This is a genomic window from Streptomyces sp. NPDC030183 (genome assembly GCF_055573455.1).
Window position 1 is genome coordinate 227,614 of the sequence record NZ_JBVIBK010000002.1, and the last position, 14,319, is coordinate 241,932.

Consider the following 14,319-nt stretch of genomic DNA (forward strand, 5'->3'; position numbering starts at 1 on the left):
TCGGTGGGCATGGCCGGCAGGCTAGCGCGACGCTGGTTCGGGCTGGGAACCCGCCCCGAGCGCACCTTCCCCTCCTGGGTCGGCAAGAGCGTCCCGGGAGCGAAGGAACCCCTGCACCGAGTCGTCGACGAGAAGACCGTCGACGACAATCGCGAAAAATCCATTAGGGAGTGCAAGAAGGTCTGGGGCAACTACACCGGCACCGGCCTGGAGTGTGACGAGTACCCCTTCGCCTCCACGAAGGAAGGGTCCACCAAGGGCGACAACCGCTTCTCTGTCCGGTTGATCACCGGTGCGGACAACCGAAAGGGCGGAGAGCGTCTCAACGCGATGTACACCCTCAACCGCATCCTGGACGACGACCCCTTCTACGTGAAGATCACAAAGTAGCGGAAAGGCACCCCACCATGGCTCTTCTCGCCGAACACGACATCACCGCTATCCCGGGCCGACGCGTGATCGAGGTCTATGACGCTGACGCCTACGTCGGCGACGAAGCAGCCCTTGATTTGGCAGAGACCCAGGTGGTGGCCGGCAACGGCTATCACCTGTATCTCCTCAGCCTGCAACCGGACATGAAGGTCCAGGTGACCATCCGCATCTGGGACAGCCCACCCACTCCGCCCGCCGAGGCCGAGGGCCACACCGAAATCAGCCTGGAATCCGAGACGGGCATTCTTGTCGTCGGCCAACTGGACCGCGGGCCCGCCGACGAAGTGACTCTGCCCCGCCCCGGTGTGTACGAGGGCCACGCCTGGTGGCAGGGGCGCCAAGCAGCAGCCGACTATTACGACACCACCCTCGACCAGTTCACTGACGACTCCCCCGAAGGTGAACTCGTCGAAGCCTGGAACCACTGTCCCGTCACCGAACGCTACGTTCTCGACCTCGCCTACAGCCGCGAACCTGAAGTCGTCGATGACGACGACCTTTGAGATCACTACGGTTTGCCCCGCGATTGCGTTGGAGGCAACCCCGTCTGGAGCGTACGGGCGTGCACGGAAGGAACGCGCCTCCAGTTCCTCGAGCTCCTGAAGGACCCCCACCCACCCGCACCCCGAAATCCGGTCCGGACACAGAGACGGCACTGGACCGGAGTGATCGGGTTCCCTGACGATCGGGGTATGAGAGAGACTCCGCCGACATCGACCCACACCCCCCGCGCCTTCCTCGTCCTGCACGGCTGGCAGAACCACCGGCCGGTCGGGCACTGGCAGTACTGGCTGGCCGACCGGCTCGCCGACCTGGGGCACGAGGTGATGTACCCGCAACTGCCGGAGGCGGACGACCCGGACCTGGAGCGCTGGCTGGCGGAGCTGGACGCGCTGCTGGGGGAGTTGGCGGGCCGACGGGTCACCGTGGTGTGCCACAGCCTCGCCTGTCTGCTGTGGCTGCACGCCGTGGCCCGCGACGACGTCCTGTCGGGGCCTGTGGAGCGGGTCCTGCTCGTCGCCCCGCCGTCCGCGGAGGTCGCCCTGGAGCACCCGGAGATCGCCGAGTTCGCCCCGCCGCCGCTGACGCCGGAGCGGGTCGCGGCGGCCGCCGCGACCACCCGGGTGGTCGGCAGCGACAACGACCCGTACTGCCCGCCGGGCGCGGCCGCCGCGTACGCCGAACCGCTGGGCCTGCCCGCCGACGTGCTGCCGGGCGAGGCCCACCTCAACCCCGACTCGGGTTACGGCCCCTGGCCGTCGATGCTCGACTGGTGCCTGGCGGCCTCCTCCGACGGGTACGAGGAGATGGCGGTCCAGGAGCGTTCCGCGCAGCGGGCGGACGCGTCCGGGACCTGAACCGCCGGGCTCAGCGGCTGCCCGCCTTGAGGAGGGCCGCCACGATCGGGCCCGCGGACTCGCTGCCGTGGCCGCCCTCCTGGACGACGCCGGCGGAGGCCAGGTCGCCCTTCCACGCCGTGAACCAGCCGTTGGGTTCCTTCTGGCCGTCGACCTCCGCCGAGCCGGTCTTCGCGCCGAAGTCGGGGCCGAGGCCCGCCATCGCCTCGGCCGCCGTACCCGCCGCGGCGGTGTACTGGAGGAGTTCGCGCAGCTGGGAGCGGACGGTCGCGGACATGGGCCGGGAGGCGGTCGCGAGGGTGCGGCCGTCGACGGAGGGGGCCACCAGGTAGGGCTGCTTGAAGACGCCGGTCTTGGCCGTCGACACCACGGACGCCATGTTCAGCGGGTTCATCCGCACCCCGCCCTGCCCGATCAGCGAGGCGGCCATCGGCGCGGCGCTCTGCACCGGCACCGCGCCGTCGAAGGTGGGCACGCCGATGGCCCAGTTGTTCATGCCGAGGCCGAAGACCTGCTGGGCCTCCAGCGTCAGGGAGTTGTCGTCGAGCTTCTTCGCCTGGGAGATGAAGGCGGTGTTGCAGGAGCGGGCGAAGCTCGCCTTGAACGTACCGCCGTCGATCTTGAACTTGTCGTCGTTCTGGAACTTCCAGCCGCCGTACGACGAGTACTTCGGGCACGGGTGGACCTTGTCGGCGGAGGCCAGTCCCTTGTCGATGAGGAGCGCCGACGACACGATCTTCATCGTGGAGCCCGGTGCGAGGGAGCCCTGGAAGGCCACGTTGAAGCCGTGGCCCGAGTTGGCGACGGCCAGGATCTCGCCGGTCGACGGGCGCATCACGACCACCGACGCCCGCTTCCTGGTGTTCACCTGCTGCTCGGCGGCGGCCTGGAGGGACGGGCTGAGCGTCGTCCTCACCTCGCCGGGCGTGCCCTCGCTCAGCTCCAGCAGCGTCTTGTCGGCGTTCTTCTTCCTGCCCTTCTCGGCCTTCGCGCGCACCACCCGCAGTTCGACGCCCGCCTTGCCGCCGGCCTTCTTGCCGAACTTCTCCCGCAGCCCGTCCAGGACCGTGCCCAGCGACGGGTACTTCTTCGCCGTCAGCTCGCCCCCGTCCCGGTCCAGCGCCTTCACCGGGGGCGTCCCCGCCTCACCGGTGACCAGCCGGTCGCCCTCGCCGAGGTCGGGGTGGACGACGGAAGGCCGCCAGTCGACGACGGGCTCACCGTCCTTCTCGGCCCGTACGACGGTCAGGGACGACGTGTACGACAGCGGCTTGTCCGTGCCCTTGTACGACACCGTGCCCTTCACCGAGAACGCGACGTCGTCGCCCGCGCGCTTGCCGCGGGTGAGGGTGACGTCCTTGACGTGGGCGTCCTTGGCGAAGCCGGTCAGCGCGGTGCGCGCCGCCGCGGAGTCGTCCGTGGCGGCGGCGGCCTTCGTGACGGAGCCCTTCTGCCAGGCGGTCAGGAAGGTGGTCGCGGCCGTGCGGACCTCGGCGGCGGACAGGGGGCCCGTCTTCACCGGCTTCGCGTCGGCGGCCGACGAGCGGTCCTCGGCGAACGCGCCGCCGCCGAACACGGAGTACACGGCGAACGCGCCGCCGCCGAGCGCGACGACCGCCGCGCCGACGAGGACGGCGGACCGCCGGGACCTCGCCGACGCCGACGCCGGCCCCGATGCCGGCTGCGGCGAGTGCGGCGAGTGCGGTGACTGCGCCGAGTCCGGCCGCGTCGGCTTCGCCGGCCTCCGATTGTCGACACGCCTTCTCTTACCCACGCTCCCGACCTTCCGCTGCGGTTGCCTCTCGTTGCCCACAACGAGGACCCCCACCCTAGAGCTTCGGGGCCGGGCGCCTTGTAGCTCGGGGGTGCGCGGTTCGTTGGCGGGTGCGGGTGTGTTGTGGCTTCTCGCGCAGTTCCCCGCGCCCCTGAAGGCATGGGCCTGCGGCCCGGCCCTCATCTGAAAAGCACGGGGCGCAGCCCCGGTCACTTTTCAGGGGCGCGGGGAACTGCGCGAACAACGCCCACTCACCCGCGCCCCGCGACGACACCGCACCCCCAACGGCGCATCCCGGACCGCCGCAGCCCCCTCAGCCGCCGGCCCGCAGCACGTCCACCACGATCGGGCCCGCCGCCTCGCCCCCGCGGCCCCCCGCCTCCGCCATCGCCGCCGCGGCGACATCGTCGCGGAAGCCGGTGAACCAGCTGTCCGCCACGTCCTGCCCGTCGACCTCCGCGGAACCGGTCTTCGCGCCGATGTCGCCGGTCAGCCCGGACATGACGCCCGCGGCGGTGCCCTGCGGCGAGGTCGCGGTGAGCCTCATCATCTGCTTGAGCTGCGACGCGGTGGCGGGGTTCAGGCCCCGCGCCGTGGCCAGTTCACGGTCGTCCAGGTCGGGCGAGACCAGGTACGGCTGGCGGAACTTGCCGGTGATCGCGGTGGCCGTGACCGACGCCATGTTCAGCGGGTTCATCGTGACCTGGCCCTGCCCGATGGCGTTGGCCGCGCGGTCCGGCCCCACGGACTCCGGGACCGTGCCGTCGGTGGAGGTGATGCCCGTCTTCCAGTTGTCCCGGCCGAGGCCGAACCGCTCCTGCGCCTCGTCGGTCAGGGAGGCGTCGTTCATCGGGTCCTCGTCGATCAGCTTGATGAAGGCCGTGTTGCAGGACCGCATGAACGCCTTGGCGAGCGTGGCGCCGGACGACTCGTCGGGCTTCATCCCGGGCAGGTTCTTGAAGGTCTGGCTCTGCCAGGTCGCGGTGTCGGGGCAGGGTGCCGGGCCGTTCATCGTCGCCACGCCGTTGTCGATGAGCGTGGCGGCGGTGAGGATCTTCATCGTGGAGCCGGGCGGCACCTCCCCCTCGAACGCCGCGTTGAACGCGTCCTTGCGGTGGTTGGCGACGGCCAGCACCTCACCGGTGCCGGTCTTGACGGCGACCACGGACGACTCGGCGTACTTCTCGACGGCCTTCTCGGCGGCGGCCTGCACCTTCCCGCTGATCGTCGTCCTCAACTCGCCCGCCCTGCCCTTGGCGAGCGTGAGCAGCGGGGTGTCGGCGGCGTCGGTGGCGGTGTGCCGGATCGCCAGCTCGATGCCGGGGGTGCCGCCCGCCTTGTCGCCGTAGCGTTCGCGCAGGGTGTCCAGGATCGGCCCGAGGGAGGGGTACTTCTCCTTCGTCAGGACGGCGCCGTCGCGGTCCACGGCCTTGATGGGCGGCGCCTCGGCCTCCCCGGTGTACAGCTCGTCACCCTTCTTGAGGTCCGGGTGCACGACGGACGGCGCCCAGTCGACCAGGGCCCGCCCGGTGGTCTCGCCGCGCACCACGGTCAGCCGGCTCCTGTAGGCGAGCTTCTCGGTCTTCCCCTTGTACGACACCGTCGCCCGGACGGAGAACGGCACGGTCCGGCCGCCCGCGCCGGTCGGCTCGCCCGGCGCGATCTCCACGTCGCCGATCCGCGCCGCGCCGGTGTACTCCCCGAACAGCCTCCCCGCGCCGGCCGCGTCGTTGGTGTACGACGCCGCGGTCGTCGCGTCGCCCTTCTCCCACGCGGCGAAGAACTTCTCCGTGGTCTCCGCGACCTCGTCCGAACTCGGCGGCCCCGTCCGTCTCTCGGTGCTCTCCCCGCCGTTCAGCGCGTCGACGAAGTTGTACATCCCGTACCCGGCGCCCCCCACCAGCACCACGAGCACTCCGCCGACTATGGCGACCTTGGCCCCCTTGCGCATGACCTCTCCCCGTTCGTTCCCCGTGAGCGGCCCCGGCGGCTGGCACCGGGGGCGCTTTGAACATGTTCAGAAATCGCTTGCCGCGCCTCACTGTATGCGCGTCGGGTGACGAACGGGACGAGTGTTCCCCGAATCGTTAGACCGGGACGCCCTTCCACATACGCGAACAGCGACCGTGGTGCGGACCCGGGGCCGGCCTCCGGGATGCGACTCCTGGGGCGGAAGTGCACGGTGGTACTGGGGGTGTTACTTGGAGGCGAGAGACATGCGACGCTCGACCACTTGCGTGACCTTGGCCGCCTCTCTGGTCCTTGCGGGAGGCGCGGCCGTAGCGGTACCCCAGAGCCCTGATTCCGTGGCGCGCACGACGACGGCGCGCGCGGCGGCGCCCGAGAGGCCCGTCACACACGGAACTCTGGACGTCTGCAACCACACCATCCAGCGGCCCACCCTGAAGATCGGCTCGGCGGGCAGCGCCGTCCGGCAGGCCCAGTGCTACCTGAACAACTCCCTGTCGGGCCCGAAGCTGTCCGTGGACGGGAACTTCGGGCCGGTCACCAACGCGGCGACGAGGCGGTTCCAGCAGTGCGCCGGCATCACCGTGGACGGCACCATCGGCGCCCAGACCTGGTCGTTCCTGGTCTTCTGGGCCAACTCCACGTCCAACGTGTGCTGATCGGCCCAGCTCTCCCGGCGCCCGTCGTTCGGCCCTGGATGCCTAGACCCACGTATCCAGCCACATCCGTGAACGCCAGCTGTCGATCGGGATGGGCTGGCCGGTGTACAGGGGCCAGAAGTAGATGAAGTTCCAGGTGATGAGGAGGACGAGGACGCCCGCAGCCGCCGCGCCCGCCACGCGGCGGCGTTCGGGTGCCCCGGCCGGGCCGAGGACCGCGCCCACGAGCATCGCCACCGCCAGGCACAGGAAGGGGAGGAAGACGACGGCGTAGAAGTAGAAGATGGTGCGTTCCTGGTACAGGAACCAGGGCAGGTACCCGGCGGCGATCCCGCAGGCGATGGCGCCGGCGCGCCAGTCGCGGCGGAAGAACCAGCGCCACAGGACGTAGAGGGTCGCGAACGCGGCGGCCCACCACAGCAGCGGGGTGCCGATGGCGAGGACCTCACGGGCGCACTTCTCGACGGTGTCCGTCGGGCAGCCGTCCGTGCCGGGCGGCGGCGACTCGTAGAAGTACGAGACGGGCCGGCCGGCGATGATCCAGCTCCACGGGTTCGACTGGTACGTGTGCGGCGACGACAGGCCCACATGGAACTCGTAGACCGCGTGCTCGTAGTGCCACAGGCTGCGCAGCCAGTCCGGCAGCCAGCTGAACCAGCCGCCCTTCCCCTCGGTCGCCGCCCAGTTGCGGTAGTAGCCGCCGGTGCCGTCGTCGGGGGAGACGATCCAGCCGGTCCACGACACCAGATAGGTGACGATCACCACCGGGACCGTCGACAGGAACGCCCAGCCCAGGTCGCGCTGGAGCGTCGCGACCAGCGGCTGCCGGGCACCGGCGACCTTGCGCGCCGAGTAGTCCCACAGGACCGTCATGATCCCGAAGAACACCAGGAAGTACGCGGCGTTCCACTTGGTGCCGAAGGCCAGACCCAGGCAGAGCCCCGCCAGCAGCCGGTACGGGCGCAGGCCGAGCCGGGTCGTCTCCGCGACGACCGCATGGGGGCAGACGACCCCGTCGCCGTCCCGTGGCAGGGCCGCGGCCAGCCGCGCGCGTGCCTTGTCCCGGTCGATGACCAGACAGCCGAAGGCCGCCAGCACGAAGAACATCAGCACCTGGTCGAGCAGTGCCGTGCGGCTCATCACGAAGTGCAGCCCGTCCACCGCCATCAGCCCGCCGGCGAGGCAGCCGAGGAACGTCGAACGGAAGATCCGGCGGCCGATCCGGCACAGCATCAGCACCGACAGCGTGCCGAGCACAGCCGTCATGAAGCGCCAGCCGAACGGGTTGAACCCGAACATCAGCTCGCCCAGACCGATGACGTATTTGCCGATGGGCGGGTGCACGACATACGCCGGGTCCGTCGGGATCGGCACGTTCCCGTCGTTCTGCAGGATCAGCTCGTTGGCGTTCTTCGCCCAGTTGACCTCGTACCCGCGGTGGACGATCGCCCACGCGTCCTTGGCGTAGTACGTCTCGTCGAATATCACCGCCTTGGGGCTGCCCAGGTGCCAGAACCGCAGCAGGCCCGCGACCAGCGTCACCACCAGCGGACCGCCCCACGCCGACCAGCGCACGAGGCGCTCGCCCAGGCCCTCGCCCACCCCGATCGAGGCCCAGAAACGCGGGCCGGGCCGGGTGTACGGGGGCACGAGCCGGGCGCTCACGTCGCTTCTGCGCGGCGCCGTGTAGCCGAATCGGCGCAGCCGCTGCTGCCACGACGGCCGCTGGTCTTCGGTGGCCTGGTCCTGCCGGGTGTCCGTGGAGGACGCGGTACTGGTCACCGCGCCATCGTAGGGAACGCCGCTGTGGGAGTCCCGTGCGTCGGGGATGTGGCTCCGCCCGGATGGGCGGCTGGGAGGATGGGGGTGTGACAGGAACCCTTGTGTTGGCAGGTACTCCCATCGGCGACATCGCGGACGCGCCGCCCCGGCTGGCCGAGGAGCTGAGCGGTGCGGATGTGGTCGCCGCCGAGGACACCCGGCGGCTGCGCCGGCTCACCCAGGCGTTGGGTGTGCAGCCGGGCGGACGGATCGTGTCGTACTTCGAGGGCAACGAGGCGGCCCGCACCCCGGAGCTGGTCGAGGCGCTCGCCGGGGGCGCGCGGGTGCTGCTGGTCACGGACGCGGGAATGCCGTCCGTCTCCGACCCCGGGTACCGGCTGGTCGCGGCGGCCGTCGAGAAGGACATCCGGGTCACCGCCGTCCCCGGCCCGTCCGCCGTGCTCACCGCGCTGGCCCTGTCCGGTCTGCCCGTCGACCGCTTCTGCTTCGAGGGCTTCCTGCCGCGCAAGGCGGGCGAGCGGCTCGGCCGGCTCCGCGAGGTGGCCGACGAGCGCCGCACCCTCGTCTACTTCGAGGCCCCCCACCGCCTCGACGCCACGCTCGCGGCGATGGCCGAGGTGTTCGGCGCGGGGCGCCGCGCCGCGGTCTGCCGCGAGCTGACCAAGACGTACGAGGAGATCAAGCGGGGCCCCCTCGGAGAACTGGCCGCCTGGGCGGCGGAGGGGGTGCGCGGCGAGATCACGGTCGTGGTCGAGGGCGCGCCGGAGAAGGGGCCCGAGGAACTCGACGCGGCCGAACTGGTCCGGCGGGTGCGGGTGCGCGAGGAGGCGGGGGAGCGGCGCAAGGAGGCGATCGCCGCGGTGGCGGTGGAGGCGGGGGTGCCGAAGCGGGAGGTGTTCGACGCGGTGGTGGCGGCGAAGCGGACGCCGTAGGGGTGCGGGTTCGTCGCGGGGTGCGGGTGATTCGTGGTTTCGCGCGCAGTTCCCCGCGCCCCTGAGGGCATGGGCCTGCGGCCCCGCCTTCATCCCACCCCGCCGCACTCGGCGTCGCTCCCATGCGCCGGTAAAGCCACGCAAAGCGCAGGTCTCGGACGGAGGGTCTTCCCACAAAGGGAGCCCAAATCCGCTTCAACTAAAGGCAGATGGCGTGCATTCGGCCCGGCCTCGGGCGTCCACTGGTCGTGAGGACATACAGCGCCCTCACGGTCCAGCGGACAAAAGGAGCTGGCAATGACCGAGATCGCAGAGCGGGCCGTACTGCGGAACACCGCCACCGCCGTCGTTCACGAGTCGTATTCGTTCGCCTGCATGCGCTGCGGGCACGGCTGGGAGCAGTCGTACGAGATAGAGCACCACGACGACGCCCAAGGGCACGACTTCGTGATGTACGTGGCCGACGGCCACGTGGTGCCGTCCCCGCTGTCACGGCCCACGTGCCAGAACTGCGACGGTCATGTCGTCCGGATCATGCGGGCCGGCCAGGTCTCCTCCGTGCGGGACGCCGAGCGCCGCCGGACCCTGCCCAAGCCCCGCCCGGTCGAGACCCCGTCCGACGAGGCGGAGGCGGAGCGGACCGCGGCGAACGGGACGGGCACGCCGGCCGAACGGGCCGCCGGACACCACCACTGGCACCTCTCCGACCTCCTGCACCCCTTCCACCGCAGGGCGAGCTGACCCCCCGGCACGCCTGCGCGAGGCGAGCCGCCCCTCCCCCCGGCACGCCTTGGGGGCATGCCCCGATCCCGCGATTCGTAGGATCGGGGCATGCCTTCGAACGACACCGGCACCGCCTCCGCCGAGCGGGACGCCAAGCAGGACAAGCAGGCCGAGCACAAGCAGGACAAGAACGCCGCGCCCCCGCTGCCCGAGCCCCTCCGGGTGCCCGTCGCGGACTCGCACACCCATCTCGACATGCAGTCCGGCACCGTCGAGGAAGGCCTCGCGAAGGCCGCCTCCGTCGGGGTGACGACGGTCGTGCAGGTCGGCTGCGACATCAAGGGGTCGCGGTGGGCCGCCGAGACGGCCGCCCGCCACGACGCGGTCCACGCCACCGTCGCGCTGCACCCCAACGAGGCCCCGCGCATCGTGCACGGCGACCCCGACGGCTGGTCCCGGCAGGGGGCGCGTGCCGCCGGCGGTGACGCCGCCCTCGACGAGGCGCTCGCCGAGATCGACCGGCTCGCGGCGCTGCCGCAGGTCAAGGGCGTCGGCGAGACAGGACTCGACTACTTCCGGACCGGACCGGAGGGCAAGGCCGCCCAGGAGCGGTCGTTCCGCGCCCACATCGAGATCGCCAAGCGGCACGGCAAGGCCCTGGTCATCCACGACCGCGACGCCCACGAGGACGTCCTGCGCGTGCTGAAGGAGGAGGGCGCGCCCGAGCGGACCGTCTTCCACTGCTACTCCGGCGACGCCGACATGGCCGCGATCTGCGCCGAGCACGGCTACTTCATGTCCTTCGCCGGGAACATGACCTTCAAGAACGCGCAGCCGCTGCGCGACGCCCTCGCCGTCGCCCCCCTCGAACTCGTCCTCGTGGAGACCGACGCGCCCTTCCTGACGCCCGCGCCGTACCGCGGACGGCCCAACGCGCCGTATCTCATTCCGGTCACGGTCCGGGCGATGGCCGCGGTACGGGGCATCGACGAGGACGCACTGGCGACGGCGATCGCGGCGAACACGGCGAGGGCGTTCGATTACTGACGGATCACGCTCCGTCAGCCGTCCGGGGGACGCGAAAAGATGATGAGCGCCCCCGTGTCGCGACACTGTGTGATCGCGTTGCTTGGGAGGGTGACCGCCGTCCGCTAGGTTCACGTCGCCCGACCCGGACCCGGTTCACCTCTGGAGCGTGTCGTCGTGAGCAACGTGAAGTCCTCACCCCCGTCACCGTACGAGACCTACGACACCCACCGGACGTACGAGCCCCACGAGCCGCCGCCCCACCCGCACGACGCCGAGACCCTGCCGTACGGCGTCCACCGGGACACCTACCGCCCCGCCTACGAGGCCGGACCGGGCGCCGAGGCGGGACGCCCGGCCGGGGCCGGCGGCCAGGGCGGCTCCCGGCGGGGGGTACGGCGCAGACGGGCCGCCGACCGGCCGGGCTCGCTGCGGCGGCTGGTGCCGCAGGCCCTGGTGGTGGCGTTCCTCGCCGGCGGGACCTCCGCCTTCGTGGCGAAGGACAAGGCGATCGAGCTGACCGTCGACGGCAAGCCGCGCACGCTGCACACCTTCGCCGACGACGTCGCCGAACTCCTCGCCGACGAGGGCGTCGCCTTCGGCACGCACGACGTGGTCGCCCCCGCTCCCGGCACCGCCCTGGCCAGCGGCGACGAGATCGCCGTGCACTACGGGCGGCCCGTCCGCCTCACCCTCGACGGCCACCGGCGCGAGGTGTGGACGACCGCCCGCACGGTCGACGGGGCGCTCCAGCAACTCGGGGTGCGCGCGGAGGGCGCGTACGTCTCCACCTCGCGCTCCCAGCGGATCGGGCGGGCCGGGCTGGAACTGGACGTCCGCACCGAGCGGACCGTCACCGTCATGGCGGACGGGCGGACGCGGACGGTCCGCACCAACGCGGCGACGGTCGGGGAGGCCGTGGCCGAGGCCGGCGTCACCCTGCGCGGACAGGACACCACCTCCGTCCCGCCGACGAGCTTCCCCCGCGACGGGCAGACGGTCACCGTGCTGCGGGTGACCGGCTCGAAGGAGGTGCGGGAGGAGCCGATCCCGTTCCGGGTGCGGCGTACGGAGGACCCCTCGCTCTTCCAGGGCACCGAGGTCGTCGAGCGGGCCGGACGCCCCGGGGTGCGGCGGGTCACGTACGCGCTCCGCACGGTCAACGGGGTCGCCCAGCGGCCGCGGTTGGTGCGGACCGAGGTGGTGCGGGAGCCGCAGGACCGGATCGTGAAGGTGGGGACGAAGCGGATGCCGACGTCCGTGGCCGGGGCGGACGGCCTGAACTGGTCGGCCCTCGCGGCGTGCGAGTCGGGTGGCCGGCCGAACGCGGTGGACCCGTCCGGCACGTACGGGGGGCTCTACCAGTTCGACACACACACCTGGCAGAGCCTCGGGGGCCAGGGCCGGCCCCAGGACGCGTCGGCGGCGGAACAGACGATGCGGGCGAAGAAGCTGTACGCGCAGCGGGGGGCGAGCCCCTGGCCCCACTGCGGGGCACGGCTTCGGGGGTGAGCGGGGTGCGTGAGCGGGGTGCCTAGTAGCTCGGGGGTGGGTGTGGTTGGGCGGGTGCGGGTGGGTGGGGGGTTGTTCGCGCAGTTCCCCGCGCCCCTGAAAAGCGCCCGGGGCTGCGCCCCGTGCTTTTCGACGGCACCATCCCGCTGAAGGCCGGGCCGCAGGCCCAAGCCTTCAGGGGCGGGGGGAACCGCGCGAGAAACCACACACCACCCGCACCCGCCCAACCACACGCACCCCCGAGCTACCAGACGCCCGGCCCCCGTACCCTGGTGCTCGTGAGCAGCCCCACCCCCGACGCCCTCCTGGGCCCCGCCGACATCCGCGAACTCGCGGGAGCGCTCGGCGTGCGTCCCACCAAGCAGCGCGGCCAGAACTTCGTGATCGACGCGAACACGGTGCGCCGGATCGTGCGCACCGCCGACGTCCGCCCGGACGACGTCGTCGTGGAGGTGGGACCGGGCCTCGGCTCCCTGACACTCGCGCTGCTGGAGGTCGCCGACCGGGTGACCGCCGTCGAGATCGACGACGTCCTCGCCGCCGCGCTCCCCGCGACGATCGCCGCCCGGATGCCGGCCCGCGCCGACCGTTTCGCCCTCGTGCACTCGGACGCGATGCACGTCGCCGAGCTGCCCGGCCCGGCGCCCACCGCTCTCGTCGCGAACCTCCCGTACAACGTCGCGGTGCCCGTGCTGCTGCACATGCTGGACACGTTCCCGACCATCGAGCGCACCCTGGTGATGGTGCAGGCCGAGGTCGCCGACCGGCTCGCCGCCGGGCCCGGCTCGAAGGTGTACGGCGTCCCCTCGGTGAAGGCGAACTGGTACGCCGAGGTCAAGCGGGCCGGCGCGATCGGCCGGAACGTCTTCTGGCCGGCGCCGAACGTCGACAGCGGCCTCGTGTCGCTCGTCCGCCGCACCGAGCCGATCAGGACGACCGCGACGAAGGCCGAGGTCTTCGCCGTCGTCGACGCGGCCTTCGCCCAGCGGCGCAAGACGCTGCGGGCCGCCCTCGCCGGATGGGCGGGCTCCGCCGCCGCCGCCGAGGCCGCGCTCGTCGCCGCCGGTGTCTCCCCGCAGGCCCGCGGGGAGGCCCTGACCGTCGAGGAGTTCGCCGCGATCGCCGAGAACCGCGCGGCCCCCGACGCCTCCGGCACCGCCCAGCCCGCCCAGCGCACCAAGGAGTCCCGCCCGTCGTGAGCGTCACCGTCCGCGTGCCCGCCAAGGTCAACGTCCAGCTCGCGGTCGGCGGCGCCCGCCCCGACGGATTCCACGACCTGGCCAACGTCTTCCTCGCCGTCGGGCTGTACGACGAGGTCACCGCCACCCCCGCCGGCGAACTGACCGTCACCTGCGAGGGCCCCGGCGCCGACCAGGTCCCCCTGGACCGCACCAACCTCGCCGCCCGGGCCGCGCTCGCCCTCGCCGCACGCCACGGCATCGACCCGGCCGTGCGGCTGCACATCGCCAAGGACATCCCCGTCGCGGGCGGCATGGCCGGCGGCAGCGCGGACGCCGCGGGCGCGCTGGTCGCGTGCGACGCGCTGTGGGGGACCGGCGCCTCCCGCGCGGAACTCCTCGACATCTGCGCCGAGTTGGGCAGCGACGTGCCGTTCGGTCTGGTGGGCGGGGCGGCGCTCGGCACCGGGCGCGGCGAGCGGCTGACGCCGCTGGAGGTGGGCGGCGGCTTCCACTGGGTGTTCGCGGTCGCGGACGGCGGGCTGTCCACCCCGGCCGTGTACCGGGAGTTCGACCGGCTCCACGAGAACGACGAGGTGCCCGAGCCCGTCGCCTCCCGGGCGCTGCTCGACGCGCTCGCCAAGGGCGACGTCGACGCCCTCGCGGCGTTCCTGCCCGGCTCCAACGACCTCCAGCCCGCCGCCCTGTCCCTCTTCCCGAAGCTGGCCGACACCCTCGCGGCGGGTCGTGCGGCCGGGGCGCTCGCCGCCCTCGTCTCCGGCTCCGGGCCGACGACGGCCTTCCTCGCCCGCGACGCCGCCTCGGCGCACACCGTCGCCGAGGGGCTCCTGGCCGCCGGCGTGTGCAAGGCGGCCCGCGTGGCGGCCTCCCCGGCACCGGGGGCGACGATCCTCCCGTAGCGTGCGGGCTCCCACGGGGGCCCAACCGCACGTACTCAGAGCCGACTTGAGTACC

Annotated in this window: 13 protein-coding genes; 10 read left to right on the forward strand and 3 right to left on the reverse strand. The window is 72.1% G+C overall.

Annotation, left to right across the window (positions count from 1 at the left end; translation table 11 throughout):
- Positions 1-9 precede the first annotated feature (9 nt).
- The 3 genes from ACZ4Z2_RS03905 (at position 10) to ACZ4Z2_RS03915 (ending at position 1,790) form a co-directional block, all read left to right on the forward strand.
- Positions 10-390, forward strand: coding sequence for a NucA/NucB deoxyribonuclease domain-containing protein (locus ACZ4Z2_RS03905; protein ID WP_468072040.1), 381 nt, complete (start codon positions 10-12; stop codon positions 388-390).
- 17 nt (positions 391-407) lie between these two features.
- Positions 408-935 (forward strand): hypothetical protein, encoded by a 528-nt coding sequence (locus tag ACZ4Z2_RS03910; RefSeq protein WP_468072042.1) that lies wholly within the window; start codon positions 408-410, stop codon positions 933-935.
- A 189-nt stretch (positions 936-1,124) separates the two neighbouring features.
- The gene (locus ACZ4Z2_RS03915) at positions 1,125-1,790 is read left to right on the forward strand and encodes an RBBP9/YdeN family alpha/beta hydrolase (RefSeq protein WP_468072044.1); all 666 of its coding nucleotides are present in this window, start codon (positions 1,125-1,127) and stop codon (positions 1,788-1,790) included.
- A 10-nt stretch (positions 1,791-1,800) separates the two neighbouring features.
- Here ACZ4Z2_RS03915 and ACZ4Z2_RS03920 read toward each other — a convergent pair whose 3' ends face one another.
- Positions 1,801-3,375, reverse strand: a complete 1,575-nt coding sequence (locus ACZ4Z2_RS03920; protein ID WP_468072337.1) for a penicillin-binding transpeptidase domain-containing protein — start codon at positions 3,373-3,375, stop codon at positions 1,801-1,803.
- 502 nt (positions 3,376-3,877) lie between these two features.
- The gene (locus ACZ4Z2_RS03925; protein WP_468072046.1) at positions 3,878-5,515 is read right to left on the reverse strand and encodes a penicillin-binding transpeptidase domain-containing protein; all 1,638 of its coding nucleotides are present in this window, start codon (positions 5,513-5,515) and stop codon (positions 3,878-3,880) included.
- A 355-nt stretch (positions 5,516-5,870) separates the two neighbouring features.
- On the opposite strand from ACZ4Z2_RS03925, the gene ACZ4Z2_RS03930 reads away from it, so the two are divergent.
- Positions 5,871-6,191, forward strand: a complete 321-nt coding sequence (locus ACZ4Z2_RS03930) for a peptidoglycan-binding domain-containing protein (RefSeq protein ID WP_468072048.1) — start codon at positions 5,871-5,873, stop codon at positions 6,189-6,191.
- 42 nt (positions 6,192-6,233) lie between these two features.
- Here ACZ4Z2_RS03930 and ACZ4Z2_RS03935 read toward each other — a convergent pair whose 3' ends face one another.
- Positions 6,234-7,973 carry a dolichyl-phosphate-mannose--protein mannosyltransferase gene (locus ACZ4Z2_RS03935; RefSeq protein WP_468072050.1) on the reverse strand — a complete coding sequence of 580 codons (1,740 nt, stop codon included), beginning with the start codon at positions 7,971-7,973 and terminating at the stop codon, positions 6,234-6,236.
- Between the two features lie 86 nt (positions 7,974-8,059).
- Between ACZ4Z2_RS03935 and rsmI the strand changes: the two genes are divergently transcribed.
- The 6 genes from rsmI (at position 8,060) to ACZ4Z2_RS03965 (ending at position 14,264) form a co-directional block, all read left to right on the forward strand.
- A complete protein-coding gene (gene rsmI, locus ACZ4Z2_RS03940; protein WP_468072052.1) occupies positions 8,060-8,905 on the forward strand; it encodes a 16S rRNA (cytidine(1402)-2'-O)-methyltransferase in 846 nt (281 codons plus the stop codon).
- Positions 8,906-9,202: 297 nt separating this feature from the next.
- A complete protein-coding gene (locus ACZ4Z2_RS03945) occupies positions 9,203-9,646 on the forward strand; it encodes a hypothetical protein (RefSeq protein ID WP_468072054.1) in 444 nt (147 codons plus the stop codon).
- A 90-nt stretch (positions 9,647-9,736) separates the two neighbouring features.
- Positions 9,737-10,675, forward strand: coding sequence for a TatD family hydrolase (locus ACZ4Z2_RS03950; RefSeq protein ID WP_468072056.1), 939 nt, complete (start codon positions 9,737-9,739; stop codon positions 10,673-10,675).
- A 156-nt stretch (positions 10,676-10,831) separates the two neighbouring features.
- Positions 10,832-12,166 (forward strand): ubiquitin-like domain-containing protein, encoded by a 1,335-nt coding sequence (locus ACZ4Z2_RS03955; RefSeq protein WP_468072058.1) that lies wholly within the window; start codon positions 10,832-10,834, stop codon positions 12,164-12,166.
- A gap of 278 nt (positions 12,167-12,444) precedes the next feature.
- A complete protein-coding gene (gene rsmA, locus ACZ4Z2_RS03960) occupies positions 12,445-13,365 on the forward strand; it encodes a 16S rRNA (adenine(1518)-N(6)/adenine(1519)-N(6))-dimethyltransferase RsmA (protein ID WP_468072060.1) in 921 nt (306 codons plus the stop codon).
- Positions 13,362-14,264: a 4-(cytidine 5'-diphospho)-2-C-methyl-D-erythritol kinase gene (locus ACZ4Z2_RS03965; protein ID WP_468072062.1), complete on the forward strand. Its 903-nt coding sequence runs from the start codon at positions 13,362-13,364 to the stop codon at positions 14,262-14,264. The genes rsmA and ACZ4Z2_RS03965 overlap by 4 nt, the downstream gene beginning before the upstream one ends.
- Positions 14,265-14,319: the final 55 nt, after the last annotated feature.

Bases quoted from the DNA above. Each gene is read 5' to 3' on its own strand.
- ACZ4Z2_RS03905 (WP_468072040.1), top strand. From the start codon at position 10: ATGGCCGGCAGGCTAGCGCGACGCTGGTTCGGGCTGGGAACCCGCCCC.
- ACZ4Z2_RS03910 (WP_468072042.1), top strand. From the start codon at position 408: ATGGCTCTTCTCGCCGAACACGACATCACCGCTATCCCGGGCCGACGC.
- ACZ4Z2_RS03915 (WP_468072044.1), top strand. From the start codon at position 1,125: ATGAGAGAGACTCCGCCGACATCGACCCACACCCCCCGCGCCTTCCTC.
- ACZ4Z2_RS03925 (WP_468072046.1), bottom strand. From the start codon at position 5,515: ATGCGCAAGGGGGCCAAGGTCGCCATAGTCGGCGGAGTGCTCGTGGTG.
- ACZ4Z2_RS03945 (WP_468072054.1), top strand. From the start codon at position 9,203: ATGACCGAGATCGCAGAGCGGGCCGTACTGCGGAACACCGCCACCGCC.
- ACZ4Z2_RS03950 (WP_468072056.1), top strand. From the start codon at position 9,737: ATGCCTTCGAACGACACCGGCACCGCCTCCGCCGAGCGGGACGCCAAG.